This is a genomic window from Telluria sp. Soil_C_11, from assembly GCF_057657395.1.
This window is the reverse complement of sequence record NZ_JBDGIN010000009.1, coordinates 31882-54573: the sequence shown is the minus strand read 5'-3', so window position 1 is coordinate 54573 and position 22692 is coordinate 31882. Positions and strand designations below refer to the sequence as shown.

Here is a 22692-nt window from a genome sequence, read left to right as displayed (position 1 = left end):
GCTGTCAGCGGAGCCCATGCACCGCTTCAGGCCATGTTACTTGAGGCGGCGCGCCAATGCCATGCTGGTCCGTCTCGCGTGGCGCTCAGGCGTATCTTGCCAGCTCCAGCTTGGCGATGGCGTTGCGGTGCACCTCGTCCGGCCCGTCGGCCAGGCGCAGGGTGCGGTTGCCGGCCCACTGGTAGGCCAGCGGGAAGTCGTCCGACACGCCGGCCGCGCCATGGGCCTGGATCGCCCAGTCCAGCACCTGCTGGGCGACGCCTGGGGCCAGCACCTTGATCATCGCGATCTCGGACCGGGCCTGCTTGTTGCCCACCGTGTCCATCAGCCAGGCCGTCTTCAGCGTCAGCAGGCGCGCCGTATCGATGCGGATGCGACTTTCGGCGATACGCTCGCGCCACACGCCCTGTTCCGAGATCCTGCGGCCGAAGGCGACCCGGCTGTGGAGGCGCCGGCACATCAGTTCGAGGGCCCGCTCCGCCACGCCGATCGCGCGCATGCAGTGGTGGATGCGGCCGGGCCCCAGGCGGCCCTGGGCGATCTCGAACCCCCGTCCTTCCCCGAGCAGGATGTTCGAGGCCGGGACGCGCACGTTCTCGAACAGGATCTCGCAATGGCCGTGCGGCGCGTCGTCGTAGCCGAACACGGGCAGGGGGCGCTTGATCGTGATGCCGGGCGAATCGCTCGGCACCAGGATCATCGACTGCTGCCGGTGGCGGTCCGCACCGGGGTCGGTCTTGCCCATCACGATGAACAGCTTGCAGCGCGGGTCGCCGGCGCCGGAGATCCACCATTTGTGGCCGTTGACGAGGTAGCCGTCGCCGTCCTTTTCGATGCGCGTTTCGATGTTGGTGGCGTCGGAGGAAGCGACCTCCGGCTCCGTCATCGCGAAGGCCGAACGGATCTCGCCCTGCAGCAGCGGCTCGAGCCAGGTGCGCTTGTGGTCTTCGCTGCCATAGCGCTCCAGCGTTTCCATGTTGCCGGTGTCGGGCGCCGAGCAGTTGAACACCTCGGGCGCCCAGGCGACCCGGCCCATGATCTCGCACAGCGGGGCGTAGTCGAGGTTCGACAGGCCTTGGGGCGCGCGTTCGGAGCGCGGCAGGAACAGGTTCCACAGGCCTTGCTGGCGGGCCAGGGGTTTCAGGCGCTCCACGAGTTCGGTCGGCATCCAGCGGCTGCCCTTTTCGATCCCGTTGCGCTCGACTTCCTGCCTGAAAGCCTGTTCGTTCGGGTAGATATGCTCGTCCATGAAGGCGAGCAGGCGGGCTTGCAGCTCCCGGCAGCGGTCGGAGTAGTCGAAATCCATGGGTTCTCCTTTTATCAGGACGATGCGTCAGGACGATGCGCGCAGGGCGAACTGCCAGGCCATCTCGGCCATCGGGCGCGCGGCCTTGCCGTTTTCGAGCGCCTGGCTGCTTGCCGCGGTGCCGTCGACGTAGCGCTTCATGATCCCCTGCATGATGCCGGCCAGGCGGAACAGGTTATAGGCGAGATAGAAGTTGAAATCCTCGCGCCGGATCGCGCGGCCGGTGCGGCGGCTGTAGGCGGCGATGTATTCGTCCTCGCCGGGGATGCCCAGCGCCTGCAGGTCGAGGCCGGCGATGCCGCGGAATTTGCCGGGCGGGATATGCCAGCTCAGGCAGTGGTAGGAGAAATCGGCGGCCGGATGCCCCAGCGTCGACAGTTCCCAGTCCAGCACGGCCAGGATGCGCGGCTCGGTCGGGTGGAAGATCATGTTGTCGAGGCGGTAGTCGCCGTGCACGATGGCGGTGGCGTCGCCCGGTGGGATGTGGAGGGGCAGCCAGTCGATCAGCCTGTCCATCGCGTCGATGGTTTCGGTCTGCGAGGCCTGGTATTGCTTCGTCCAGCGCTCGATCTGGCGCGCAAAATAATTGCCGGGTTTGCCGTAGTCGGCCAGGCCGATGGCGGCGTAGTCGACCGTGTGCAGTTGCGCGATGACGCGGTTCAGTTCGTCGTAGATGGCGGCGCGTTCCTCGCGCGTCATGCCGGGCAGCGACTGGTCCCACAACACGCGGCCTTCGACGTATTCCATCACGAAGAAGGCGCGGCCGATCACGGATTCGTCCAGGCACAGCGCGTACTGGCGCGGTACCGGGAAGCCGGCCTTGTACAGTGCGTCCATGACGCGGAATTCGCGGTCGATGGCGTGGGCGGACGGCAGCAGTCTGGCCGCGGGGCCGGGCTTGGCGCGCAGCACGTAATGGCGGTCATTCGCACGCAGCCTGAAGGTCGGGTTGGATTGCCCGCCCTTGAACTGTTCGACGGCGGGCGCGCCGCCGGGGTAGCCGTCGACGTGGCTTTCCATCCAGGCGCCCAGCGCTTCGGCGTCGAAGCGCTGGCGTTCGGACACGGGTTTGGTGCCCATCATCTCTTCGAACATTCATCTCCTCCCGCTACGTCGTCCCCGCGCAGGCGAGGACCCAAGTCATCGTTATCGAATCATCATAGCGCAACCGCGAACGAACGTGCTTTTTTCAGCGCGAGCGACGGTACTGCTCGAACAGCAGCTCCATCGTGGTCATGCGCGCCCCCGGCTGCAGTGCATCCAGCGGGTTGTGGTTCACGCCGCGCACCACCCAGTCCCGCTCATCCGCGCCGACGTCGAGGGCATTGATGCATCCCGGCGCCTGCGCCAGGCCGCCCAGGAACAGGCGCTGGCCGGTGAGGGCGAGCGACAGGATCGCGCAGTTCACGCCGCCGTGCAGCACCAGCAGGACCGTGTCCCAGGACGCATCGGCACGCAGGCGCGCCATCGCCGGATGGACCCGGTCCATCAGCTCGCCGACCGATTCGCCGCCCAGGAAGCGCTGCCCGGCCGGCACCAGTCCCTCGAACGCGCCGGTGAAGGCGCGCTTCAGCTCCGCGGCCGGGATCGCGGACAGGCGGCCGCCGCGGATCTCTTCGAACTCCGGCCACACCTCGGCGTCGATCGCCTGCCCGGTGACGGCCAGCACCCGGGCGGCGGTCTCGACGGTGCGCGGCAAGCCGGACACGATCACCCGGTCGAAGCGCACGCCGGCGCCGGCGAAAGCGCGGCCGGCCGCATCGGCCTGGGCACGCCCATCCTCGTTCAGCGCGACGGTTTCCGGCAGAAACGGTTTGCCGGCGCTATCGAAATACGTGACGCTGCCATGGCGCATCAGAAAAATCCGGCGGCGGCAAGTTGTCATATCGGCTCCATTTGCGTTACCCCAAACCGGGGTCAGACTCCGGAACTTGGCAATTTCCCAAGGTTTGTTGCCAAAAATCTGAGTCTGACCCCGGTTTGGTGTTGATCATATTACATGTCGAAAGGGCTTGACGTTACGTATGGACGACAGAATGTAATTCCGCCGGTTAATTTTTGGTGTTTCTGTCTTACAATTGCAGGACTAGTCCTACAAATTGTGAAGGGTGACATGGCGAGGCCTGAAAAAGTCCGGCTCGGCGAAATCTTGGTGCAACAGAAGCTGCTGTCGGAAGAGCAGCTGAATGCGGCGCTGGCCGACCAGAAGCGCACCGGGCGCAAGCTGGGCCGGGTGTTCGTCGAGAACGGCTATGTCACCGAGGAGCAGATCTCGGGCGCGCTGGCGCGTCAGATGGGCATCCCCTATATCAACCTGAAGTTCTACAACATCAACCAGGACGTGGTGCGGCTGCTGCCCGAGACCCAGGCCCGCCGTTTCCGCGCGCTGGTGCTGGAAGACCGCAGCGAGACCGTGCTGGTGGGCGTGTCCGACCCGACCGACCTGTTCGCCTACGACGAGATCGCGCGGCTCCTGAAGAAGGGCGTCGAGCTGGCGGTGGTCAACGAGACCGAGGTGCTGCAGGCGATCGACCGCATCTACCGCCGCACCGGCGAGATTACCGGCCTGGCGCGCGAGCTGGAGCAGGACCTGGGCGACACGACCTCGGTCGACTTCGGCGCGCTGGCCTCGAATTCCGGCCTCGAAGAAGCGCCGGTCGTGAAACTGCTGCAGTCGGTGTTCGACGATGCCGCCCAGGTGCGCGCCTCCGACATCCACATCGAGCCGCAGGATGGCCGCCTGCAGATCCGCTTCCGCATCGACGGCGTGCTGCACCTGCAGACCGAGGCCGACATCAAGATCGCGACCCCGCTGGCGCTGCGCCTGAAACTGATGGCCGATCTCGACATCTCGGAAAAGCGCCTGCCGCAGGACGGCCGTTTCGCGGTCAAGGTGCGCAACCAGCGCATCGACGTGCGTATCTCGACCATGCCGACGCAGTACGGCGAATCGGTGGTCATGCGTCTGCTGAACCAGGTCGGCATGAACCTGCGCCTGGATGCGATCGGCATGCACCCGCGCCTGGTGGAGCGCTTCCGCGCCATCGTCCAGCGGCCCAACGGCCTGGTGCTGGTGACCGGGCCCACCGGTTCCGGCAAGACCACCACCCTGTACAGCGCGCTGGCCGAACTCAACTCGGTGGAAAAAAAACTGATCACGGTCGAGGACCCGGTCGAATACCGCCTGCCCGGCATCAACCAGGTGCAGGTGAACGACAAGATCGAGCTGAATTTCGCGCGCGTGCTGCGCTCGGCCCTGCGCCAGGACCCGGATATCGTGCTGGTCGGCGAGATGCGCGACCAGGAAACCGCGCAGATCGGCCTGCGCGCCGCGATGACCGGCCACCTGGTGCTGTCGACCCTGCACACCAACGACGCCGCCAGCACCCCGCTGCGCCTGATGGACATGGGCGTGCCGCGCTATATGGTGGGCGGCTCGCTGCAGGCCGTGCTGGCCCAGCGCCTGGTGCGCGTGATCTGCGAGAGCTGCGTCCAGCCCTATGCCGCGCCGGCGCCGGAGCGCGCCTGGCTGCGCGCCGAACTGGGCGAGCGCGCCGAGAGCGTGCCTCTGTTCCACGGGCGCGGCTGCTCGCACTGCAACGGCACCGGCTATCGCGGCCGCACCGGCGTCTACGAGCTGCTCGAGATGACGCGCGCCGTGCACGAAGCGATCAACCATCCGGACCCCGGCCACTTCCTGAAGGCGGCCCAGGCCGAGATGCGCGGCGAGACCTTGCGCCGCAGCGCGGTGCGCCTGGCGGTGCAGGGCAAGAGCACGGTGGCGGAAGCCATGCGCGTCAGTAACCAGATGGAAGACTAACGCATGCCGTTTTTCGCCTACAAGGGCCGCAACGGCAGCGGCGAACTGGTGGCCGGCGTGCTGGAGGGCGCGGACAGCGGCGCGGTTGCCGACCAGCTGTTCGGCGGCGGCGTGACCCCGCTCGAGATCAGCCCGACCACCAGAAAAGCCACCTCGGCCGCCACGCCGGCCGGCGCCGGCAAGGAAGGCCTCTGGGAGCGCCTGACCCGGAAGAAGGTCACCTCGCTCGACGTGCAGCTGTTCAGCCGCCAGATCTACACCCTGCTGAAATCCGGCGTGCCGATCATGCGCGGCCTGGCCGGCCTGCAGGAGTCGGCCGTCAACAAGAGCTTCGGCGTGGTGATCCGCGACCTGCGCGAATCGCTCGACGCCGGCCGCGAGCTGTCGACCGCGATGCGCCGCCACCCCGAGTGCTTCACCCCGTTCTACCTGGCGATGGTGCGGGTCGGCGAGATGACCGGCCGCCTGGAAGAAGTCTTCCTGCGCCTGTTCGACCACCTGGAGTTCGACCGCGACATGCGCGAGCGCGTGAAGACGGCGCTGCGCTACCCGACCTTCGTGGTCATCGCGATGATCGCGGCGATGGTGGTGGTGAACGTGTTCGTGATCCCGCAGTTCGAAAAGGTGTTCAACAGCTTCCACGCCGAACTGCCGCTGATGACCCGGATCCTGATCGGCACCTCGCGCTTCACGGTGGCCTGGTGGCCGGCATTCGCCGCCGGTGCGGCCGGCGCGGTGTTCGCTTTCCGCGCCTGGACCCGCAGCACGGCCGGCAGGCTGGCGTGGGACCGCCACAAGCTGCGCCTGCCGATCGCCGGCAAGATCATCCACAAGGCGACCATGGCCCGCTTCGCCCGCAGCTTCGCGCTGTCGATCCGCAGCGGCGTGCCGATCGTGCAGGCGCTGACCGTGGTGTCGCAGACCGCGGACAACGCCTACCTGGCGATGCGCATCGAGCAGATGCGCGACGGCGTCGAGCGCGGCGAAAGCATCCTGCGCACGGCCACCAACGCCCAGGTGTTCACGCCCATCGTCCTGCAGATGATCGCGGTGGGCGAGGAATCCGGCTCGCTCGACGACCTGATGGACGAGATCGCGATGATGTACGAGCGCGAGGTCGACTACGAACTGAAGACCCTGTCGAGCCAGATCGAGCCGATCCTGATCACCTTCCTCGGCGTGCTGGTGCTGGTGCTGGCGCTGGGCATCTTCCTGCCGATCTGGGACCTGGGCAAGGCGGCCCTGCATAACAAATGAAGACGCCATTCCGCCGACAACGAGGGCAGGACGGCTTTACCTTGCTGGAATTCGCGCTGGTGGTGCTGGTGTCCGCCGCCGTCAGTGCGGTGGCGCTGAACCGCTTCGAGTACTACCGCGAGCAGGCCGAACTCGCCGCGGCGCGCCAGGTCGTCGCCGCGCTGCGCACCTCGCTGCAGGTGCGGACCGCCCAGCTGGTCTCGACCGGGCGGGAAGCGGAATTGCGCGCGCTCGCCGCCGGCAATCCGATCGACCTGCTGCTGTGGAAACCCGAGAACTACCTGGGCGAATACTATGCGCCGGACCCGGAGCAGATCGGCCATGCCGGCTGGGTGTTCGACCCACGCGACAAATCCCTTGTGTATTTGCCCAAGAATACTAAAAGTTTTTCTTTCAGCACATCAAGGTTGCTTAAGTTCAAGGTAGAATTTGTCAGCACAAGCAAAAGCCTGGCCCTGCATCAAGTCAGTGGGTAGGCGGTCGTTAACAAGCATAAGCGGCGTCGAAGTCGCAACCACCCAACTTTATTCGGAGAGTTTGATGAACAAGAATTTCAAGGCGCAGGCGCAAGGCGGCTTTACCCTGATCGAACTGATCGTCGTGATCGTTATCCTGGGCATCCTGGCGGCGACGGCGCTGCCGAAGTTCGCCAACCTGGGCGCCGATGCGCGCGTCGCCAGCGTGAACGCGGCGCGCGGCGCGATCTCGTCCGCCTCGGCGATGGTGCACGGCAAGTACCTGGTCAGCCCGGCCACTTTCGCCACCAGCCCCCAGGCGTTCGAAGGCGTCAACGTGGCGGTGACCACCAACGGCTATCCGACCGCCGACGCCAACGGCATCATGGTGGCGGCCGGCCTGACCACGAACGACTACACGGTCTATACGACCGCCCAGAACGGCGGCGCCAACGTGCCGGTCGTTCCGGCCGACGGCATTGCCCTGGTCCCGAACAGCCTGGTCGGCACGGCTGCCGCGACGACCTGCTTCGTCAGCTACAGCATGGCGGCGCCGACTGCACAAGCCGCGAATCCGGTCCCGACCGTGGCCGCCACCACCACCCGCTGCGAGTAATCCCAGCGGACCATGACGGCAGGCGTCGTGCTCAGGCGTGAGCTGGCTGGCGCCCGCCGTCCAATCCTCTGCCGCCGCCCGGACGGCTTCACGATGGTCGAACTGGTCGTCGTGATCGTCCTGGTCGGCATCCTCGGCGCCATCGGCGCCGCGCGTTTTTTCAATCGCACCGGCTTCGACGCCGCCGCCTTCGCGGACCGCAGCGCCGCCATGCTGCGCTACGCCCAGAAGCTCGCCATCGCCCAGAACCGCAATATCTACGTGCAGGCCACCAGCCAGGGCCTGCGCCTGTGCTACAGCAACGCCAGCCTGTGCCCGCTGGCGGACCGGGTTCGCGCACCGTCCGGCAGCAACAGCGGCAGCGACGCCAGCCGCGCCTTCTGCGTCCTCGGCGGCAGCTGGGTACGGGACTGGGAGTGCGAGGGGGTGCCCCGCGGCGCCACCATGACCCTGGCCCAGGGCGCGATCGCGGCCTTCTATTTCAACGGCCTGGGCCGGCCCTACCTGGGCGGCGATACCACGGACAGCAGCTTCACTGGCCTGACCCTGACCATCAAGGGCGATGACGTCAACCGCACCGTCTCGGTTGCGCAGGAAACGGGCTATGTCTTCTGAGCGCGCATGCCCCGGCGTGCGCCAGCGCGGCGTCACCCTGGTCGAACTCATTCTCTTCATCGTCATCGTCGGCATCGCGGTGGGCGGCATCATCACGGTGATGAACCTGACCACCCGCGGCAGCGCCGATCCGGTGCGCCGCAAGCAGGCGCTGATCATCGCCGAAGGCCTGCTCGAAGAAGTCGAGCTGGCCAGATTCTCGTATTGCGACCCGGCCGATCCGAACGCCGGCGACGCCGACCTGGTCAAGTCCGCCGCCGACTGCGCCATTCCCGAACGCTGGGGCCAGCTGAGCCCCGAACCGGCCGGCGCGGGCAGCGGGCGCCCCTTCGACAACGTCAACGACTACGTCGGCGCGCCCAACACCTGGACCGCCGCCTTCGACAATCCCGGCGGCGTGCTGGCCGACGCCAACGGCAATCCGCTCGACGTGGCCGGCTACAGCGCGCGCCTGTCGATCGCGCCGGCTTCGCTGAACGGCATCGGCAGCGATACCGACACGACGGCCGACACCGACGTCCTGCGCATCACCGTGCAGGTCAGCTACGGCGGCGAGACCGTCGCGCTGGACGGCTACCGCACGCGCTACGCGCCGAATCACCTATGACGCGCGAGCCCGCGCTGCCGCGCCGGACGGGCGGCTTCACCCTGGTCGAGGCGGTCGTGACGATCGCCATCCTCGGCATCGTGGCCGGCATCGTCGCGGTGTTCATCCGCGCGCCCATCCTCAGCTACCGCGACACGGTCGACCGCGCCGAACTGACCGACCAGGCCGACCTGGCGCTGCGCCGCGTCGCGCGCGACATCCGGCTGGCGCTGCCCAACAGCGTGCGCGTGAGCGACGCCGGCGACCATCTTGAATTGCTGCTGACGCGCTCCGGCGCGCGCTACCTGTCGGAAGACGATGGCGTGCCCACGGTGCCGGTCCTCAGCTTCGACAGGCCGAGCACCATCACCTTCACTGCCATCGGCATGCCGGGCACGTTCGCGCAAGTGAGGGCAGGCGACTATGTGGTGGTCTACAACCTGGGACCGGGCTTCGAGCCGGCCAACGCCTACGACCTCGCCGGCACCGGCATCACCGGCTGCCCGAGCACCTCGGCAGCCGGCGCCGCCGGCAACATCGCCTGCGTCAACGCGGTGTCTGCCGAGGCGGCGACGACGATCAATGGCCAGTCCATCCCGGCCAGGACGATCACGCTGGCCGGCAACCCTTTCGCCTGGCAGCAGTCCCCGCTGACGTCGCCGGTGCAGCGCTTCCAGGTCGTCTCCGGCCCCGTCAGTTTCTACTGCGCGCAGAACACGGACGGCCGCCTGGCCCTCTGGCGCGCCTGGGGCTACCCGATCGTGAAGGACCAGGCCGTGCCCACCGGGGGCAAGCGCGCCCTGGTCGCCACCGGCCTGACCAGCTGCAGCGGCATCTTCAGCTACGGCGCCGCGGCCCGGCGCACGGGCCTGGTGGGCATCGCGCTGTCGCTGCGCGGCCGCACCGAGGCGCCGGCCGTGATCCGCCTGGTGCACCAGGTCCACGTGGACAATACGCCATGAATCGACTCCTTCGCATCCGCCGGCGCGAGGCCGGCGTCGGCATCGTCACCGCGATCTTCCTGCTGGTCGTGCTGGCCGGCCTGGGCGTGGCGATGGTCGGCATCTACACTGCGCAGCAGGGCAGCGCCAACGTCGACCTGCTCGGCGCGCGCGCCTACCAGGCCGCACGCGCCGGGCTGGAATGGGGCATCTTCCGGCGCACCCGCAACGGCGCCTGCGCGGCCGAGACCATGTTCAGGATGCCGGCCGGGACTTCGTTGTCGGGCTTCAGCGTGCAGGTCAAGTGCCAGCAGCAGGGCGCGGGCGAGCTGGCGCGCTACGTGATCACCTCGACCGCCTGCAACAAGCCGGATGACCAGGGCCGCTGCGTGGACCTGAACGATGCGGAATCCGTGCGGCGCACCCTGGAGGCAGAACTATGATGCACCGCTTCGCCGGCTGCTGGACCGGCCTGCTGCTGGCCTGCCTGTTATTGTTCGGCGGCCTGCCGGCGCGCGCCGACACGCCGGTCTCGCTGTTCCAGAGCTTCCGCGGCAACGTGAATTTCACCGGCACCGAGGAGACCCAGCGCAATAAGGACAACGCCAGGTCCTGCAGCGTGTCCAACCCGAACAAGAAGCTGACCGCCTACCTGTCGGGGATTCCGGACGGGGCGACCATCAAGAGCGCCCAGCTGTACTGGGCCGGCTCGGGCGCCACGCCCGACTACACGGTGAGCCTCGACGGCTACAGCGTGAGCGCGGACCCGAAGCGGCGCTATGTCGCCACCTCCAGCAGCAGCGGCGCGGCGCTGACGTATTTCAGCGGCGCGGCGGACGTGACGGACTACGTATCCAAGAAGGGCAATGGCTATTACACCTTCAACGACCTCACCGTCGACAACGGCGGCGCCTGGTGCAACGCCCAGGCCGTGCTGGCCGGCTTCTCCCTGGTCGTGGTGTACGCGCACCCGGACGAGCCGTTCCGCATGCTGAACCTGTACGAAGGCTTCCAGGCCTTCCAGAACAGCAGCCTGACGATCGACCTCGGCAACTTCAGCGTGCCGAACCCGCTGCCACCCAGGGTCACCGGCAAAGTAGGGCACATCACCTGGGAGGGCGACGCAACCCTGTCGCAGGGCGGCGAGGACCTGCTGTTCAACGGCTACCAGATGTCGGACACCATCAACCCGCAGGGCAACCAGTTCAACTCGGCCAGCAACGTCACTGGCGACACGCGCTCCTACGGCATCGACTTCGACGTCTACACCCTGACCTCGCCGGTGATCCAGCCGGGGCAGAACAGCGCGTCCACCACCTACCGCTCGGGCCAGGACCTGGTGCTGCTCGGCGTCGAGATCGTCGCCATGCCCTACGTGGCGAACGCCGACCTGGCGCTGTCCATGACGCGCACCGGCGACCTGACGGTAGGCAGCCCGACCAACTACACGCTTACCGTGAGCAACGGCGGCCTCGACGACGAAATCGGACCGGTGACCGTGGTCGACACGCTACCCGCCGGCCTCACCCTGATGTCGGCGAGCGGCAAGGGCTGGACCTGCTCGAACGCCCAGGCCAATGGCCAGACCGTGGTCACCTGCACCCAGCCCGGGCCGCTCAAGCCGGGCGACAAGATGACGCCGCTGGTGATCGCGGTGACGCCGACCGCGTCCGGAAGCTATACGAATACGGCCACAGTGACCGGCAAAACCGGCGACAGCAAGCCCGCCAACAACACCGCCGCCAACAGCGGCACGGCGTCCGACCATGGCTCGTCGGCGTTTGCGTTCACCAGCGAACCCTGCACCGACGGCCAGAAGATCGTCACCTCGCCGCAGGAGGCGGGATGCCACCGCTTCCTCGGGCCGGTGGTCGCGGCGGACAAGAACGCGGCGATCTACATCACGTCCGTGAACAGCGCCGGGGTGGCCATGAAACTGCAGGATACGGACTATCCGCTGTCGCTCGACCTGAAGTTCGCCTGCCTGCCGAATTCCGCGGTCGCCGTCACCTACGCGGGCAGGGCCGATTTCGATTGCGCCGGCACCTGGCGCACGGTGAGCGCCAAGCTGCCGGCCGGCAAACCGAGCGCCGTGCTGGCCGACGGCAGCGCGCTCGCGCCCCTGTTCTACGCCGACGTGGGCAGGATGTCGATGACGCTGCGCTTCAATAACGCCATCATCGGCACCGTCGATTTCATCTCGCGGCCGGCCGACATCCGCTTCCAGCGGGTGTTCCGCGCGGATGGTACCGACGACTACATGGGCACCGTGGACGACAACTGGCTGAAGGACGAGCGCTACGGCTTCGCCAGGGCGGGCGACCCCTTCACCATGCGCGTCGGCGCGCTGATGGCGAACAACCGGTTCGCGCCGAGCTTCGGCAAGGAAGCGGCCGAACTGAAAGGCGTGCTGCCGGACGAGACGATCGGCCTCGACCTGCGGCTCGACCTGTTCCTGTTGAACGCCAGGGTATCGCCGAAAGTGGGGATCGACGAAAAGAGCGCTGTCGTGGCCGCGGCCTTCGCGCTCGACCAGCCATTCGCGCGCAATGCCGGCGTCACGGATTTCGGCGCGATGGATGCCACGGTCCGCTGGTACGAGGCGGGCAACCTGACGGCGACGCCTTACGTGGTCGATTACCTCGGCACCGGGCCGGTTGGCGCGCCGCCGGATGACGTCGGCCTGCATCCCGAGAATCGCCTCAGGACCGGCACCCGCGTGATCGGGCGTTTCTATCCCGATCATTTCGCGACCGAAGTCAACGCGGACTTCGACTGCTTGCCGGCGATGAACTGCCCGGCCGTCTCCACCGATCCCGCAAAGCCCACCTTCCCGGTCAGCGGCGCGGCCTACTCGCGCCAGGCGTTCAGCTACGTCGTCATTCCCTATGGCTTGCCGCGCAACGGCACGCCGACCATGCTGTCGCTGTTCCAGAACGACGGCGCACGGCCGGTCACGGTGTCGGCCGCGAAGGCGCCCAACGATGCGGCGGCGCCGGCAAGCGGGACGCTGAGCGCCGCCGTGCTGGCGTTCAGTACCGGCCCCACCGACTTCCGGCGCATGGAAGGCACCGCCAGCTTCAGCACCGGCAATCCGTACAATGCGGCCAGCGCGGCTACTCGCAGCGCGCGCGACTGGGGCGGCCCGACCCTGGTCTACCTGCGCGCCAGCATGCTCGAGACCATCCGCCCGAGCGGCAGCGCGAATCCGGTCATCACCTCGAGGACGCCGGCCAACACCTGGACCCCGCAGTACGAAGACGGCCTGCTGGTCGTGGCCGGGCGCCTGTTCGTACCGAACGTGTTCGGCTCCGACCTGCTGCGCCTGCCCGTGCCGCTGACCGCCCAGTACTGGAATGGCACGGCCTGGGCCGCCAGTGCCAGCGACGAGACCAGCCTGGTGGCGTCAAGCATCCGGCCGGTCGACGGCGGTTGCCGGAGGTTCTTCGCCCAGGACCCGAAAACCGGCCTGTGCAAGCCGAATCCGCTGACGGTGGCCGGCACCGGTGCGGTCGGCCTGATTCATGGCAAGGGCACCCTGGTCCTGCAGGCGCCGCCGCGCGGCACGGTCGGCAGCGTCGATCTGACCCTCGACAGCGCCGACGCGCCGTGGCTGCCCAGCACCCAGGCGCGCGTCACTTTCGGCCTGTATAAGAGCCCGCTGATCTACCTGCGCGAGGTGTATTGACAACGCCCGCCAGTCTCAATGTGGTGAAAACCGGAAATATTTTTCCTGAGTGGAAAAAATGATATCGGTTTTCCACGCGACTTGAATATAATCAAGGATCTAGCGAAATTCCGTCGAAACTCACCAAAACCCACCGCCACCGCATGCGTTTTTTTAGTAAAGCTCAAAAGACAGAAGCCTGGTTGGCGATGGTATTGCAGCGCGACGGTATCGCGGCCGCCAGCGTGCGCCATCCTGCCGCGGGCAAGCCTGCGCTGACGCTGGCCACCTTCTTCCCCGGGCCGCCGGGCGCCGAGGCGCTCGAAAAGGCCGGCAAGGAAGTGCACGCCGCGAACTACCGCTGCACCACGGTGCTGGGCGGCGGCGAGTACCAGTTCATGTCGGTGGAAGCCCCCAATGTGCCGCGCGAGGAACTCAAGGCCGCGGTGCGCTGGCGCCTGAAGGACATCCTCGACTTTCCCGTCGATGAAGCGAGCTATGACGTGCTCGATATTCCGCTCGACCCGAACGCCGCCGTGCGTCCCCAGCAGAGCGTGTTCGCGGTGGCTGCGCGCAACAGCACGATCCAGGCGCGCCAGAAACTGTTCGTCCAGTCGAAGATCCGGCTGCGCACCATCGACATTCCCGAAATGGCCCAGCGTAACGTCTCCGCCATGCTGGAGCCGGACGGCCGCGGCATCGCCATGCTGTCCTTCGGCGAGGACGGCGGCCTGCTGACCGTGTCCTGGCGCGGCGAACTGTACCTGTCGCGCCGCATCGATGTCCCGCTGGCCCAGCTGCTGGACGGCGACGCCGAACGCCGCCACCAGAGCTTCGACAAGATCACCCTCGAGCTGCAGCGCTCGCTCGACAATTTCGAGCGCCAGTTCTCCTTCATCAGCGTGGCGAAGCTGGTGCTGGCGCCGAGCGGCGCCGAAGGCCTGCAGGAATACCTGGCCGGCAACCTGTACACCCGCGTCGAGACCCTCGACCTGGGCCAGCTGCTGGACCTGGACGCGATTCCCGAACTGCGCGAACCCGGGCGCCAGCAGCGCTTCTTCGTCGCTATCGGCGCGGCGCTGCGCGTGGAGGAGGGCGCGGCATGAGCCAGCAGATCAATCTCTTCAATCCGGCCTTCCTGCAGAAGAAGAAGATGTTCAGCGCCGCCACCATGGCCGCCGCGCTGGGCGTGCTGGTGCTCGGCCTGGCGGCGATGGGCGTGGCCGCCAGGGTGCGCGTGGCCAGCCTGCAGGCCCAGGCCGACCAGGGCGCCGCCCAGCTGGAGAAGGCCCGCAAGCGGCTGGCCAGCGTGAACGCCGAATTCGCCCCGCGCAAGGAAGATCCGCGGCTGGCCGAAGAACTGGCCCAGGCCCAGGACGAGCTGCTGGGCCTGAAGGAAGTCGCCGGCGTGATCGAGCGCGGCGAACTGGGCGACACCCGCGGCTATGCCGAATACTTCCGTGCGCTGGCGCGCCAGAACGTCGACGGCCTGTGGCTGACCGGCGTCAGCATCGCCGGCGCCGGCCTCGACCTCGGCGTGCGCGGGCGCGCGCTGGACCCGGCCCTGGTGCCGGGCTTCCTGAGCCGCCTGCGCAATGAACGGGTCATGCAGGGCAAGCCGGTCGGCAGCCTGCAGATCGGCGAGGCCGCGGCGGTGAAGGTCGTCAGGGATGGCAAGGAAACCAGCGCCCCGGCGCCGTACGTCGAATTCAACCTGCAGTCCACGCCGCAGGCCAAGGCGGGAGCCCAGCCATGAAACAGCACTGGCTGAAATTCGCGTCCCGCGTCGATGCGCTGAGCCAGCGCGAGCGCATCCTGAGCTTCGCCGCCGCTGCCTGCGGTCTGGCCTTCATCGCCAACTTCGCCGTGATCGGTCCGCTGCTGCGCACGCAGGACCAGCTGCGCAGCCAGGTCGTCCAGCAACAGAACAACATCGCCGGCATCAACGCCGAGATCCTGCAGAAGCTGCAGGCCGCCGAAGCCGACCCCGATGCGCCGGCGCGCGCCCGGCTGGCGACGACCCGGGAAGAATCCGCCCGCCTGGGCGAAAGCCTGCGCGCGATGCAGCAGGGCCTGGTGCCGCCGGAACGGGTGGCGCCGCTGCTGGAGACGATCCTGCGCGCCAACGGACGCCTGAAGATGGTGTCGGTGCGCACGCTGCCGGTCGAGCCGCTGGGCGGCATGAACGCGCAGCGCGACGCCGGTGCGGGCGCCACCGCCGCCGCGGGCGCGGGGGCAAGGGCATCGGCGAAACGCGAGCTGCTGTTCCGCCATGGCGTCGAACTCACCGTGCGCGGCAGCTACCTCGACATGGTCGATTACATGACCGCGCTGGAAGCGCTGCCGACCCAGCTGTTCTGGGGCAAGGCCCAGCTCGAGGTCGAGGAATACCCGAGCGTGCGCCTGACCCTGACCCTGTACACCCTCAGCCTGGACGAAAAATGGATGAAGCTCTGACCCTGGCGAAAGCCGCCGCGCTGTCCCTGCTGTTTGCCGCCGCCGCGCAGGCGCACGGCCAGGCCCTGCAGGACCCGACCCGCCCGCCGGCCCTGGCGCTGGCCCCCGGCGCGACGCCGGGCGTTGCCGCCGGCGGTCCTCAGCTGCAGAGCATCCTGATCGGACGCGAGAAGGGCGGCCGCCACCTGGCCGTGATCGACGGCGAAACCGTGCGCCTGGGCGAGCAGTTCCATGGCGCGCGCGTGGCGCGGATCGGCGAGAACGAAGTCGAGCTGGTGCGCGGCGCCGAGCGCCAGGTGCTGCGCCTGTATGCCCAGGAAGCCTCCGGCATCACGCCGGCGCAGGCGCACGCCAAAGCGCAGGCCCGGCGCTGAGAGCCCGAGAAGAGGACGAACACGATGCGACATACCCTTTCGATGACCGTGCTGGCTGCCGCCGTGCTGGCCGGCTGCCAGACCGCCCCGAGCACCACGACCTACGACCAGATCCGGGGCGACATCGCCAGCGCCGGCGGCGCCAACAAGCGCGCCCCGGCCGCGCCGGCGGTCGACGATGCCGTCGCCAACGCGCTGCTGCCGCCGGCATCGAGCCTGGCCACCCAGCTGCCGAAGGCCAGGCCGGCACTCGAGGAGCGCTTCAACGTCTCCTTCAACAATGTGCCGGCCCAGCAGTTCTTCCGTTCGATCGTCGCCGGCACCCGCTACAACATCCTGGTGCATCCGGACGTCAGCGGCTCCATCACCGCCAACCTGAAGGACGTGACCCTGCAGGAGACCCTGGATGCGGTGCGCGAGATGTACGGCTACGACTACCGGATCGAGGGCACCCGCATCTCGATCAAGCCGCTCACCATGCAGACCAGGATGTTCCGCGTGAACTACCTGGTCGGCAACCGCCGCGGCATGTCCAACCTGCGCGTGTCCTCGACCTCGGTGGCGAACGCCGTCAACAACCAGAACGGCAGCCAGGGCAACAACCAGAACAGCCAGAATAACCAGAACAACCAGAACAATCCCAACGGCCAGAACCAGAACCAGATCCAGAGCACCGACGTCAGCACCACCTCGAGCACCGACTTCTGGGTCGACCTGAAGTCGTCGATCGAAGCCATCGTCGGCTCGAAGGAAGGCGGCCGCAGCGTCGTGGTGAGCCCGCAATCCGGCGTGATCGTGATCCGCGCGATGCCGGACGAACTGCGCAACGTCGACGCCTACCTGAAGGCGACCCAGCTCGCGGTCGACCGCCAGGTGATCCTGGAAGCGAAGATCCTCGAGGTCGAGCTGAACGACAGCTTCCAGAGCGGCGTGAACTGGGCCTCTTTCGCCTCGATCAAGAGCGCCCACGACAACCGGATCTCGGGCGGCCTGCTGGCGCCGGGTGCGACCCTGACGCCGCTGCCGTTCGGCGGCGGCCAGCCGGCCGTCATCAGCGACCCGAGCACCGGCCTGTCGGCCAGCACCGGCTTCTCGCTCTCGAACGCGGCCGGCGCCGCCGGTTCGATGTTCGGCCTGGCGGTCCAGACCAGCAATTTCGCGGCCCTGATCTCCTTCCTCGAGACCCAGGGCACGGTGCACGTCCTGTCCAGCCCGCGCGTGGCGGCGGTCAACAACCAGAAGGCGGTACTGAAGATCGGCACCGACGAATTCTTCGTGACCGGCGTGACCACCAACACCAATTCGACCGCCGCCGGCACCACCACCACGCCGAGCGTGACGCTGCAGGCCTTCTTCTCGGGCGTGGTGCTGGACGTGACCCCGCAGATCGACGACAAGGGCAACATCCTGCTGCACGTGCACCCGTCCGTGAGCCAGGTGTCGACCGTGAACAAGGCCGTCAGCCTGGGCTCGGCCGGCAACCTGAACCTGCCGCTGGCGGCGTCCGCGACTTCGGAGCTGGACAGCATCGTGCGCGGTGCGAACGGGCAGGTGGTGGCGATCGGCGGCCTGATGCGCCAGTCCTCGACCGCCGACAATTCGCAGGTGCCGGGCGCCGGCAGCGTGCCGGTGCTGGGCAACCTGTTCGGCGCCAAGAAGCGCGTCAACCAGAAGCGCGAGCTGGTGGTGCTGATCAAGCCGACCATCGTCGAAGGCGTCAACAACTGGAACGACGACCTGCTGGACGCCGGCCGCCGCATCGAGCAGCTCGATCCGCGAGGGATGCGGTAATGTACACCGCCCACTTCGGCCTGCGCGAAGCGCCGTTCGGGATCACCCCGGACACCAGCTTCTTCTTCGGCAGCCCGCGTTCGCAGGAAGCCCTGAACACGCTGCTGGTGGCGGCGCGCAACGGCGAAGGCTTCATCAAGATCACGGGCGAAGTCGGCACCGGCAAGACCCTGTTGTGCCGCAAGTTCATGGCGACCCTGGGCGAGGCCTTCGTCACCGCCTACATCCCGAATCCCTACCTCGAACCGCGCACCCTGATGCTGGCCCTGGCCGACGAGCTCGAGATCCGGCTCGACAAGGACGTCGACCAGCACCGCCTGCTGAAGTCGATCATGGACCGCCTGCTCGAGCTGGCCGCGCAGGGCAAGCGCGTGCTGCTCTGCCTCGACGAAGCGCAGGCGATCCCGGTCGAGAGCCTGGAGGCGCTGCGCCTGCTGACCAACCTGGAGACGGAAAAGCGCAAGCTGCTGCAGATCGTGCTGTTCGGCCAGCCGGAGCTGAACCGCAAGCTGGAACTGGATTCGATCCGCCAGCTGGCCCAGCGCATCACCTTCCACTACCACCTCGGCCCGCTGAGCCGCGACGACCTCGATTTCTACGTCGCGCACCGCCTGCGCGTGGCCGGCTTCAGCGGCGCGCGCCTGTTCTCGAGCGGCGCGATCGCGCGCCTGTACGCGGCCAGCGGCGGCGTGCCGCGCCTGGTCAACGTGCTGGCGCACAAGGCGCTGATGCTGTGCTACGGCGAGGGCGGGCACGCCATCACGCGCGCGCACGTGAGCGCGGCCGCGCAGGACACCCTGGCCACCAGCGGCAGGCGCCGCATGCTGCCGTGGGCGGCCCTCGGCGCCCTGCTGGCCGGCGCCGCCGCCGGCGTCGGCTGGGTGATCACGAAATCATGAGCAGCCCGATGAGTTTGCGATGAGCCTGATTAACAAGATGCTCCAGGACCTGGACGCGCGCGGCACGCCGGGCGCGCAATCCTTTCCGTCCCAGATCCGCCCGGTGGCGCGCGAGCGCGCGGGCCTGGCCGGCCGCGCCAATCCGCGGACCATGGCCGCCGCGTCGGGCGGCGCCGCCGCCATCCTGGCGCTGGCCTGGTTCGGCTGGAGCTGGCAGCAGCAGCCGCGCGCCGCGGCCAGGCCCGCCGTGGCCAGCGTCGCCAGGCCGGCGCCGGCCGCGGTCAAGCCGGTGCAGGGCATGAGCAGCACGCTCAGCGTGGCGCCGGCGGACGCCGCCTCGCCTGCGCCGGCCGCCGCTCCCGTCGCCGCTGCTTCTGTGTCCACTTCTGCGTCCACTTCTGCGTCTGCCTCTGCGGCGGCGCCGGTGGCCGACGCGCCCGCACCCGTTGCCGTCGCGGCAGCCGCGCCGGCGCGGGCCACACGGCGCGAGGATGCCTTCGACGCTCCCGCGCCGGCGCCGAAGAAGCACACTGCCCCGCAGCCGGCGGCGCCCGCGGCCGTGGCGCCGGCCGCCCAGCCCAAGAGCGTGGCGGGCTACGAGCCGGACAGCGAGGAAGCACGGGCTGCGCGCCAGGCCATCATGGCCGAGCTGCAGGCCCGCATGTCCGCCGGCGCCGCGAAACCGGCGGCGCAGCGCAGCGCCAAGGCCGACGAGCGCCGCGAGCACAAGACGGCTTCACCGGCGGCGGCCGGGGCACCGGGCCGCCAGGAATCCTCATCCCAGCGCGCCGAAGGCGAGTACCGCCGCGCGCTGGCGAGCCTGCAGGATGGCCGCATGACCGAAACCATCGCCGCGCTGGAACAGGCCCTGAGGCTCGATCCGGGCCACGAAGCCGCACGCCAGACCCTGGTGGGCCTCCTGATCGAAGCCAAGCGCGGCGACGAAGCGATCCGCCATCTGCAGGGCGGACTGGCCCTGAACCTGCGCCAGCCGGCGCTGGCGATGCTGCTGGCGCGCCTGCAGATCGAGCGCGGCGGCTCCGGCATCGACACGCTGGTCCGCACCCTCCCGTACGCCGGCAACAACGCCGATTACCACGCCTTCCTGGCAGGCGCGCTGCAGCGCGACCAGCGCTACCGCGAGGCGGCCGAGCAGTACCAGGCCGCGCTGCGCGTGGCGCCCGGCAACGGCGTGTGGTGGATGGGACTGGGGATGTCGCTGCAGGGCGACAAGCGCAATGCCGAGGCGCTGGAGGCTTTCCAGCGGGCGCGCGCGAGCGGGACGCTGTCGGCGGAGCTGCAGGCGTTCGTGGAGCGGCGCTTGCAGCAGCTCGGCCGCTGAACGCCAGACCGTCGTTCCCGCGGAGGCGGGAACCCAAGTTCTGCATGCGTTACGTTAGCGCCGACAAACTTGGATCCCCGCCTTCGCGGGGACGACGTTTACACGCTGCGTGCCGTCGCGCTGCAGCCCGCCTTACACCTTCGCCAGCCGCTCCAGCGCCACCTTCAAGGTCTCATCCTGCTTCGCAAAGCAGAACCGCACGATCCCCGACTCCTTGCCCTGGCTGTAGAAGGCCGACACCGGAATCGCCGCCACCTTGATCTCGCGCGTCAGCCACTGCGCGAATTCCGCTTCGCTCAGGTCCGAGATGGCGTCGTACTTCACGCACTGGAAATAGGTGCCGTCGGCCGGCAGCAGGGTAAAGCGGGTGCGCGCCAGGCCGTCGCGGAACAGGTCGCGCTTCTTCTGGTAGAAGGCGGGCAGGTCCAGGTAGGGCTGCGGGTCGCGCATGTAGCCGGCCAGGCCGTGCTGCATCGGCGTGTTCACGGTGAACACATTGTACTGGTGGACCTTGCGGAACTCCGCCGTCAGGGCGGCGGGCGCCGCCACATAGCCGACCTTCCAGCCGGTCACGTGATAGGTCTTGCCGAAACTCGAGACGACGAAGGCGCGTTCGGCCAGCCGCGGGTCGCGGCTGACCGACTCGTGGCGCTGGCCGTCGAACACCATGTGCTCGTAGACCTCGTCCGAGAGGATCAGGATGTCGGTGCCGTCGACGATGCCGGCCAGCGCATCCAGGTCGGCCTTGCGCAGGATCGAGCCGGTCGGGTTGTGCGGGCTGTTAATCACGATCATGCGGGTGCGCGGGGTCACCGCCGCGGCCAGCGTGTCCCAGGGCACGCTGTAGCCGGATTCGTCGAGCCGCATCGACACCGTCACCGGCGCGCCGCCGGCCAGCTGCACGGCCGGCAGATAACTGTCGTAGGCCGGTTCGATGATGATGACTTCGTCGCCCGGATGCACGGCGCACAGGATCGCGGTGGTCAGGGCCTGGGTGGCGCCGGCCGTCACCGTGATCTCGGTGGCGGCATCGTAGGCGTGGCCGTACAGGGCCTGGATCTTGGCGGCGATGGTTTCGCGCAGGACCGGCACGCCGGACATCGGCGGATACTGGTTCAGGCCGGCGCGCATGGCCTCGTCGACCAGGTCGAGCAGGCGCGGGTCGCAGCCGAAGTCCGGGAAGCCCTGGCCGAGGTTGACCGCAGCGTGCTCGTTGGCGAGCGCGGACATGAGGGTGAAGACGGTGGTGCCGACGGCCGGCAGGCGGGAGCGGAGAACGGGGGGAGCCATGATGGTTTTACGGTTGGGAGCCCAGCTTGACCCAGGCATCGGGTTGCATGATCCGGAACAGGCCTTCGCGCGCGGTCTTCCTGGCCAGCTTGAGCAGGGCCTTGTCCTTGGTGACGAGGATGGCGGCATCGGCGTCGCGTGCGATTTCGAGGAATTTCTGGTCGTCGCGGTCGGTGCAGACCGGCAGGCGGATCGCGCGGCTGTCGGGCGCCACCACGCGGATCAGGGCGTCGAAGCGCGCCGCGGCATCGGGACGCGTGCTGTCGTCGAGCGGCAGGTGAGGGTAGTGCAGGACGTGCAGGTACTCGTCGCGGCAATCGGCCCGGGTGACGGCCTGCACCGCGCCGCTTTCTAGCGCGGCCAGCAGGCTGGCCCAGCGCGGGTCGCGGAAGACGAACAGGTCGAGGCAGACATTGGTGTCGATGACGATGGGATTCTGTAGAGCAGGTATCATGTCGGCAATTCTACCGGTTGTACCGTTTTCTTACCTATGCTGATCGTTCTTTCGCCCGCCAAATCGCTCGACCTCGATACCCCGCCCACCACCGACCAACGTACGACCCCGCAATTCATCGACCGCGCCGCGGAGCTGATCCGCGTGCTGAAGGCGTATTCGCCGGCGCAGATCGGCGCGCTGATGAGCATCTCCGATCCGCTGGCGGTGCTCAACGTGACCCGCTACGCCGGCTGGCATCCGGACCACGGCGATGCGCGCCAGGCCGTGATGTCCTTCGACGGCGACGTCTACACCGGCCTGGACGCGCGCAGCCTGAAGCCGAAGGCGCTGGCCTATGTGCAGGACCACGTGCGCATCCTGTCCGGCCTGTACGGCGTGCTGCGCCCGCTCGACCAGATGCATCCCTACCGGCTCGAGATGGGCACCAGGCTGGCCAACCCGCGCGGCAAGGACCTGTACGCGTTCTGGGGCGAGACGGTAACGGACGCGCTGAACGAGGCGCTGGCCGCCAGCGGCGCGAGCGCGCTGGTGAACCTGGCCTCGGAAGAGTACTTCAAGTCGGTCAAGCCGAAGCTGCTGAAGGCGCCGCTGGTCGTGCCGGTGTTCGAGGACTGGAAGAACGGCAAGTACAAGATCATCTCCTTCTTCGCCAAGCGCGCGCGCGGGATGATGGCGCGCTATGCGGCCGAGCGGCGGATAACCGATCCGCAGAAGCTGAAGAAGTTCGATGTCGACGGTTATGCGTTCGATGCGAGCGTGTCGACCGAGAAGGAGTGGGTGTTCAGGCGGCGCGTCGAGGGTTGAGGACCGCCTGCCCAA

General features: G+C 68.0%; 22 protein-coding genes. 17 read left to right on the top strand and 5 right to left on the bottom strand.

Features of this window, described 5'->3' with window-relative positions:
* Window positions 1-85: 85 nt before the first annotated feature.
* From AC3A6M_RS16195 to AC3A6M_RS16185, 3 genes are all read right to left on the bottom strand, one after another.
* Window positions 86-1306 (bottom strand): acyl-CoA dehydrogenase family protein, encoded by a 1221-nt coding sequence (locus tag AC3A6M_RS16195; RefSeq protein WP_487853753.1) that lies wholly within the window; start codon window positions 1304-1306, stop codon window positions 86-88.
* A gap of 27 nt (window positions 1307-1333) precedes the next feature.
* A complete protein-coding gene (locus AC3A6M_RS16190) occupies window positions 1334-2401 on the bottom strand; it encodes a phosphotransferase (RefSeq protein ID WP_487853752.1) in 1068 nt (355 codons plus the stop codon).
* Between the two features lie 94 nt (window positions 2402-2495).
* The gene (locus AC3A6M_RS16185; protein WP_487853751.1) at window positions 2496-3161 is read right to left on the bottom strand and encodes a histidine phosphatase family protein; all 666 of its coding nucleotides are present in this window, start codon (window positions 3159-3161) and stop codon (window positions 2496-2498) included.
* A gap of 258 nt (window positions 3162-3419) precedes the next feature.
* Between AC3A6M_RS16185 and AC3A6M_RS16180 the strand changes: the two genes are divergently transcribed.
* The 16 genes from AC3A6M_RS16180 to AC3A6M_RS16105 all read left to right on the top strand — a co-directional run bounded on the left by AC3A6M_RS16180 (window position 3420) and on the right by AC3A6M_RS16105 (window position 20126).
* A complete protein-coding gene (locus tag AC3A6M_RS16180; protein ID WP_487853750.1) occupies window positions 3420-5126 on the top strand; it encodes a GspE/PulE family protein in 1707 nt (568 codons plus the stop codon).
* Window positions 5127-5129: 3 nt separating this feature from the next.
* Window positions 5130-6383 (top strand): type II secretion system F family protein, encoded by a 1254-nt coding sequence (locus tag AC3A6M_RS16175; RefSeq protein ID WP_487853749.1) that lies wholly within the window; start codon window positions 5130-5132, stop codon window positions 6381-6383.
* The gene (locus tag AC3A6M_RS16170) at window positions 6380-6859 is read left to right on the top strand and encodes a type II secretion system protein (RefSeq protein ID WP_487853748.1); all 480 of its coding nucleotides are present in this window, start codon (window positions 6380-6382) and stop codon (window positions 6857-6859) included. Before AC3A6M_RS16175 ends, AC3A6M_RS16170 begins: the two co-directional genes overlap by 4 nt.
* 64 nt (window positions 6860-6923) lie before the next feature.
* On the top strand, window positions 6924-7454 hold the full coding sequence (locus AC3A6M_RS16165; protein ID WP_487853747.1) for a prepilin-type N-terminal cleavage/methylation domain-containing protein: 531 nt from the start codon (window positions 6924-6926) through the stop codon (window positions 7452-7454).
* A gap of 12 nt (window positions 7455-7466) precedes the next feature.
* On the top strand, window positions 7467-8069 hold the full coding sequence (locus AC3A6M_RS16160; RefSeq protein WP_487853746.1) for a prepilin-type N-terminal cleavage/methylation domain-containing protein: 603 nt from the start codon (window positions 7467-7469) through the stop codon (window positions 8067-8069).
* Window positions 8059-8676, top strand: coding sequence for a prepilin-type N-terminal cleavage/methylation domain-containing protein (locus AC3A6M_RS16155; RefSeq protein ID WP_487853745.1), 618 nt, complete (start codon window positions 8059-8061; stop codon window positions 8674-8676). The genes AC3A6M_RS16160 and AC3A6M_RS16155 overlap by 11 nt, the downstream gene beginning before the upstream one ends.
* Window positions 8673-9617 (top strand): PulJ/GspJ family protein, encoded by a 945-nt coding sequence (locus tag AC3A6M_RS16150; protein ID WP_487853744.1) that lies wholly within the window; start codon window positions 8673-8675, stop codon window positions 9615-9617. The genes AC3A6M_RS16155 and AC3A6M_RS16150 overlap by 4 nt, the downstream gene beginning before the upstream one ends.
* Complete coding sequence (locus tag AC3A6M_RS16145; RefSeq protein WP_487853743.1) at window positions 9614-10039, top strand: agglutinin biogenesis protein MshP; 426 nt, start codon at window positions 9614-9616, stop codon at window positions 10037-10039. Before AC3A6M_RS16150 ends, AC3A6M_RS16145 begins: the two co-directional genes overlap by 4 nt.
* Window positions 10036-13284: a DUF7933 domain-containing protein gene (locus AC3A6M_RS16140; RefSeq protein WP_487853742.1), complete on the top strand. Its 3249-nt coding sequence runs from the start codon at window positions 10036-10038 to the stop codon at window positions 13282-13284. Before AC3A6M_RS16145 ends, AC3A6M_RS16140 begins: the two co-directional genes overlap by 4 nt.
* Window positions 13285-13472: 188 nt before the next feature.
* Entirely contained in the window at window positions 13473-14369 is an 897-nt protein-coding gene (gene pilM, locus AC3A6M_RS16135; RefSeq protein WP_487853868.1) for a type IV pilus biogenesis protein PilM, read from the top strand.
* Entirely contained in the window at window positions 14366-15019 is a 654-nt protein-coding gene (locus AC3A6M_RS16130) for a PilN domain-containing protein (RefSeq protein WP_487853741.1), read from the top strand. The genes pilM and AC3A6M_RS16130 overlap by 4 nt, the downstream gene beginning before the upstream one ends.
* Window positions 15016-15720 carry a type II secretion system protein M gene (locus AC3A6M_RS16125; RefSeq protein ID WP_487853740.1) on the top strand — a complete coding sequence of 235 codons (705 nt, stop codon included), beginning with the start codon at window positions 15016-15018 and terminating at the stop codon, window positions 15718-15720. Before AC3A6M_RS16130 ends, AC3A6M_RS16125 begins: the two co-directional genes overlap by 4 nt.
* On the top strand, window positions 15705-16094 hold the full coding sequence (locus tag AC3A6M_RS16120) for a hypothetical protein (RefSeq protein ID WP_487853739.1): 390 nt from the start codon (window positions 15705-15707) through the stop codon (window positions 16092-16094). The genes AC3A6M_RS16125 and AC3A6M_RS16120 overlap by 16 nt, the downstream gene beginning before the upstream one ends.
* 24 nt (window positions 16095-16118) lie before the next feature.
* A complete protein-coding gene (gene mshL / locus AC3A6M_RS16115; protein WP_487853738.1) occupies window positions 16119-17885 on the top strand; it encodes a pilus (MSHA type) biogenesis protein MshL in 1767 nt (588 codons plus the stop codon).
* Window positions 17885-18784, top strand: coding sequence for an ExeA family protein (locus AC3A6M_RS16110; protein WP_487853737.1), 900 nt, complete (start codon window positions 17885-17887; stop codon window positions 18782-18784). The genes mshL and AC3A6M_RS16110 overlap by 1 nt, the downstream gene beginning before the upstream one ends.
* Before the next feature lie 19 nt (window positions 18785-18803).
* Window positions 18804-20126, top strand: coding sequence for a tetratricopeptide repeat protein (locus tag AC3A6M_RS16105; protein ID WP_487853736.1), 1323 nt, complete (start codon window positions 18804-18806; stop codon window positions 20124-20126).
* Window positions 20127-20258: 132 nt separating this feature from the next.
* Here the strand turns inward: AC3A6M_RS16105 and AC3A6M_RS16100 are convergent, their stop codons facing one another.
* Together AC3A6M_RS16100 and AC3A6M_RS16095 are read right to left on the bottom strand one after the other, a co-directional pair.
* Window positions 20259-21416 carry a pyridoxal phosphate-dependent aminotransferase gene (locus AC3A6M_RS16100; protein WP_487853735.1) on the bottom strand — a complete coding sequence of 386 codons (1158 nt, stop codon included), beginning with the start codon at window positions 21414-21416 and terminating at the stop codon, window positions 20259-20261.
* Between the two features lie 7 nt (window positions 21417-21423).
* Window positions 21424-21870 (bottom strand): putative toxin-antitoxin system toxin component, PIN family, encoded by a 447-nt coding sequence (locus AC3A6M_RS16095; protein ID WP_487853734.1) that lies wholly within the window; start codon window positions 21868-21870, stop codon window positions 21424-21426.
* A 36-nt stretch (window positions 21871-21906) separates the two neighbouring features.
* Between AC3A6M_RS16095 and yaaA the strand changes: the two genes are divergently transcribed.
* Window positions 21907-22677 carry a peroxide stress protein YaaA gene (gene yaaA / locus AC3A6M_RS16090; protein ID WP_487853733.1) on the top strand — a complete coding sequence of 257 codons (771 nt, stop codon included), beginning with the start codon at window positions 21907-21909 and terminating at the stop codon, window positions 22675-22677.
* Window positions 22678-22692: the final 15 nt, after the last annotated feature.

Coding starts and splice junctions, on each gene's coding strand:
- AC3A6M_RS16195 (WP_487853753.1), bottom strand. CDS start 1,306: ATGGATTTCGACTACTCCGACCGCTGCCGGGAGCTGCAAGCCCGCCTG.
- AC3A6M_RS16190 (WP_487853752.1), bottom strand. CDS start 2,401: ATGTTCGAAGAGATGATGGGCACCAAACCCGTGTCCGAACGCCAGCGC.
- AC3A6M_RS16185 (WP_487853751.1), bottom strand. CDS start 3,161: ATGCGCCATGGCAGCGTCACGTATTTCGATAGCGCCGGCAAACCGTTT.
- AC3A6M_RS16180 (WP_487853750.1), top strand. CDS start 3,420: ATGGCGAGGCCTGAAAAAGTCCGGCTCGGCGAAATCTTGGTGCAACAG.
- AC3A6M_RS16175 (WP_487853749.1), top strand. CDS start 5,130: ATGCCGTTTTTCGCCTACAAGGGCCGCAACGGCAGCGGCGAACTGGTG.
- AC3A6M_RS16170 (WP_487853748.1), top strand. CDS start 6,380: ATGAAGACGCCATTCCGCCGACAACGAGGGCAGGACGGCTTTACCTTG.
- AC3A6M_RS16165 (WP_487853747.1), top strand. CDS start 6,924: ATGAACAAGAATTTCAAGGCGCAGGCGCAAGGCGGCTTTACCCTGATC.
- AC3A6M_RS16160 (WP_487853746.1), top strand. CDS start 7,467: ATGACGGCAGGCGTCGTGCTCAGGCGTGAGCTGGCTGGCGCCCGCCGT.
- AC3A6M_RS16155 (WP_487853745.1), top strand. CDS start 8,059: ATGTCTTCTGAGCGCGCATGCCCCGGCGTGCGCCAGCGCGGCGTCACC.
- AC3A6M_RS16150 (WP_487853744.1), top strand. CDS start 8,673: ATGACGCGCGAGCCCGCGCTGCCGCGCCGGACGGGCGGCTTCACCCTG.
- AC3A6M_RS16145 (WP_487853743.1), top strand. CDS start 9,614: ATGAATCGACTCCTTCGCATCCGCCGGCGCGAGGCCGGCGTCGGCATC.
- AC3A6M_RS16140 (WP_487853742.1), top strand. CDS start 10,036: ATGATGCACCGCTTCGCCGGCTGCTGGACCGGCCTGCTGCTGGCCTGC.
- pilM (WP_487853868.1), top strand. CDS start 13,473: ATGGTATTGCAGCGCGACGGTATCGCGGCCGCCAGCGTGCGCCATCCT.
- AC3A6M_RS16130 (WP_487853741.1), top strand. CDS start 14,366: ATGAGCCAGCAGATCAATCTCTTCAATCCGGCCTTCCTGCAGAAGAAG.
- AC3A6M_RS16125 (WP_487853740.1), top strand. CDS start 15,016: ATGAAACAGCACTGGCTGAAATTCGCGTCCCGCGTCGATGCGCTGAGC.
- AC3A6M_RS16120 (WP_487853739.1), top strand. CDS start 15,705: ATGGATGAAGCTCTGACCCTGGCGAAAGCCGCCGCGCTGTCCCTGCTG.
- mshL (WP_487853738.1), top strand. CDS start 16,119: ATGCGACATACCCTTTCGATGACCGTGCTGGCTGCCGCCGTGCTGGCC.
- AC3A6M_RS16110 (WP_487853737.1), top strand. CDS start 17,885: ATGTACACCGCCCACTTCGGCCTGCGCGAAGCGCCGTTCGGGATCACC.
- AC3A6M_RS16105 (WP_487853736.1), top strand. CDS start 18,804: ATGAGCCTGATTAACAAGATGCTCCAGGACCTGGACGCGCGCGGCACG.
- AC3A6M_RS16100 (WP_487853735.1), bottom strand. CDS start 21,416: ATGGCTCCCCCCGTTCTCCGCTCCCGCCTGCCGGCCGTCGGCACCACC.
- AC3A6M_RS16095 (WP_487853734.1), bottom strand. CDS start 21,870: ATGATACCTGCTCTACAGAATCCCATCGTCATCGACACCAATGTCTGC.
- yaaA (WP_487853733.1), top strand. CDS start 21,907: ATGCTGATCGTTCTTTCGCCCGCCAAATCGCTCGACCTCGATACCCCG.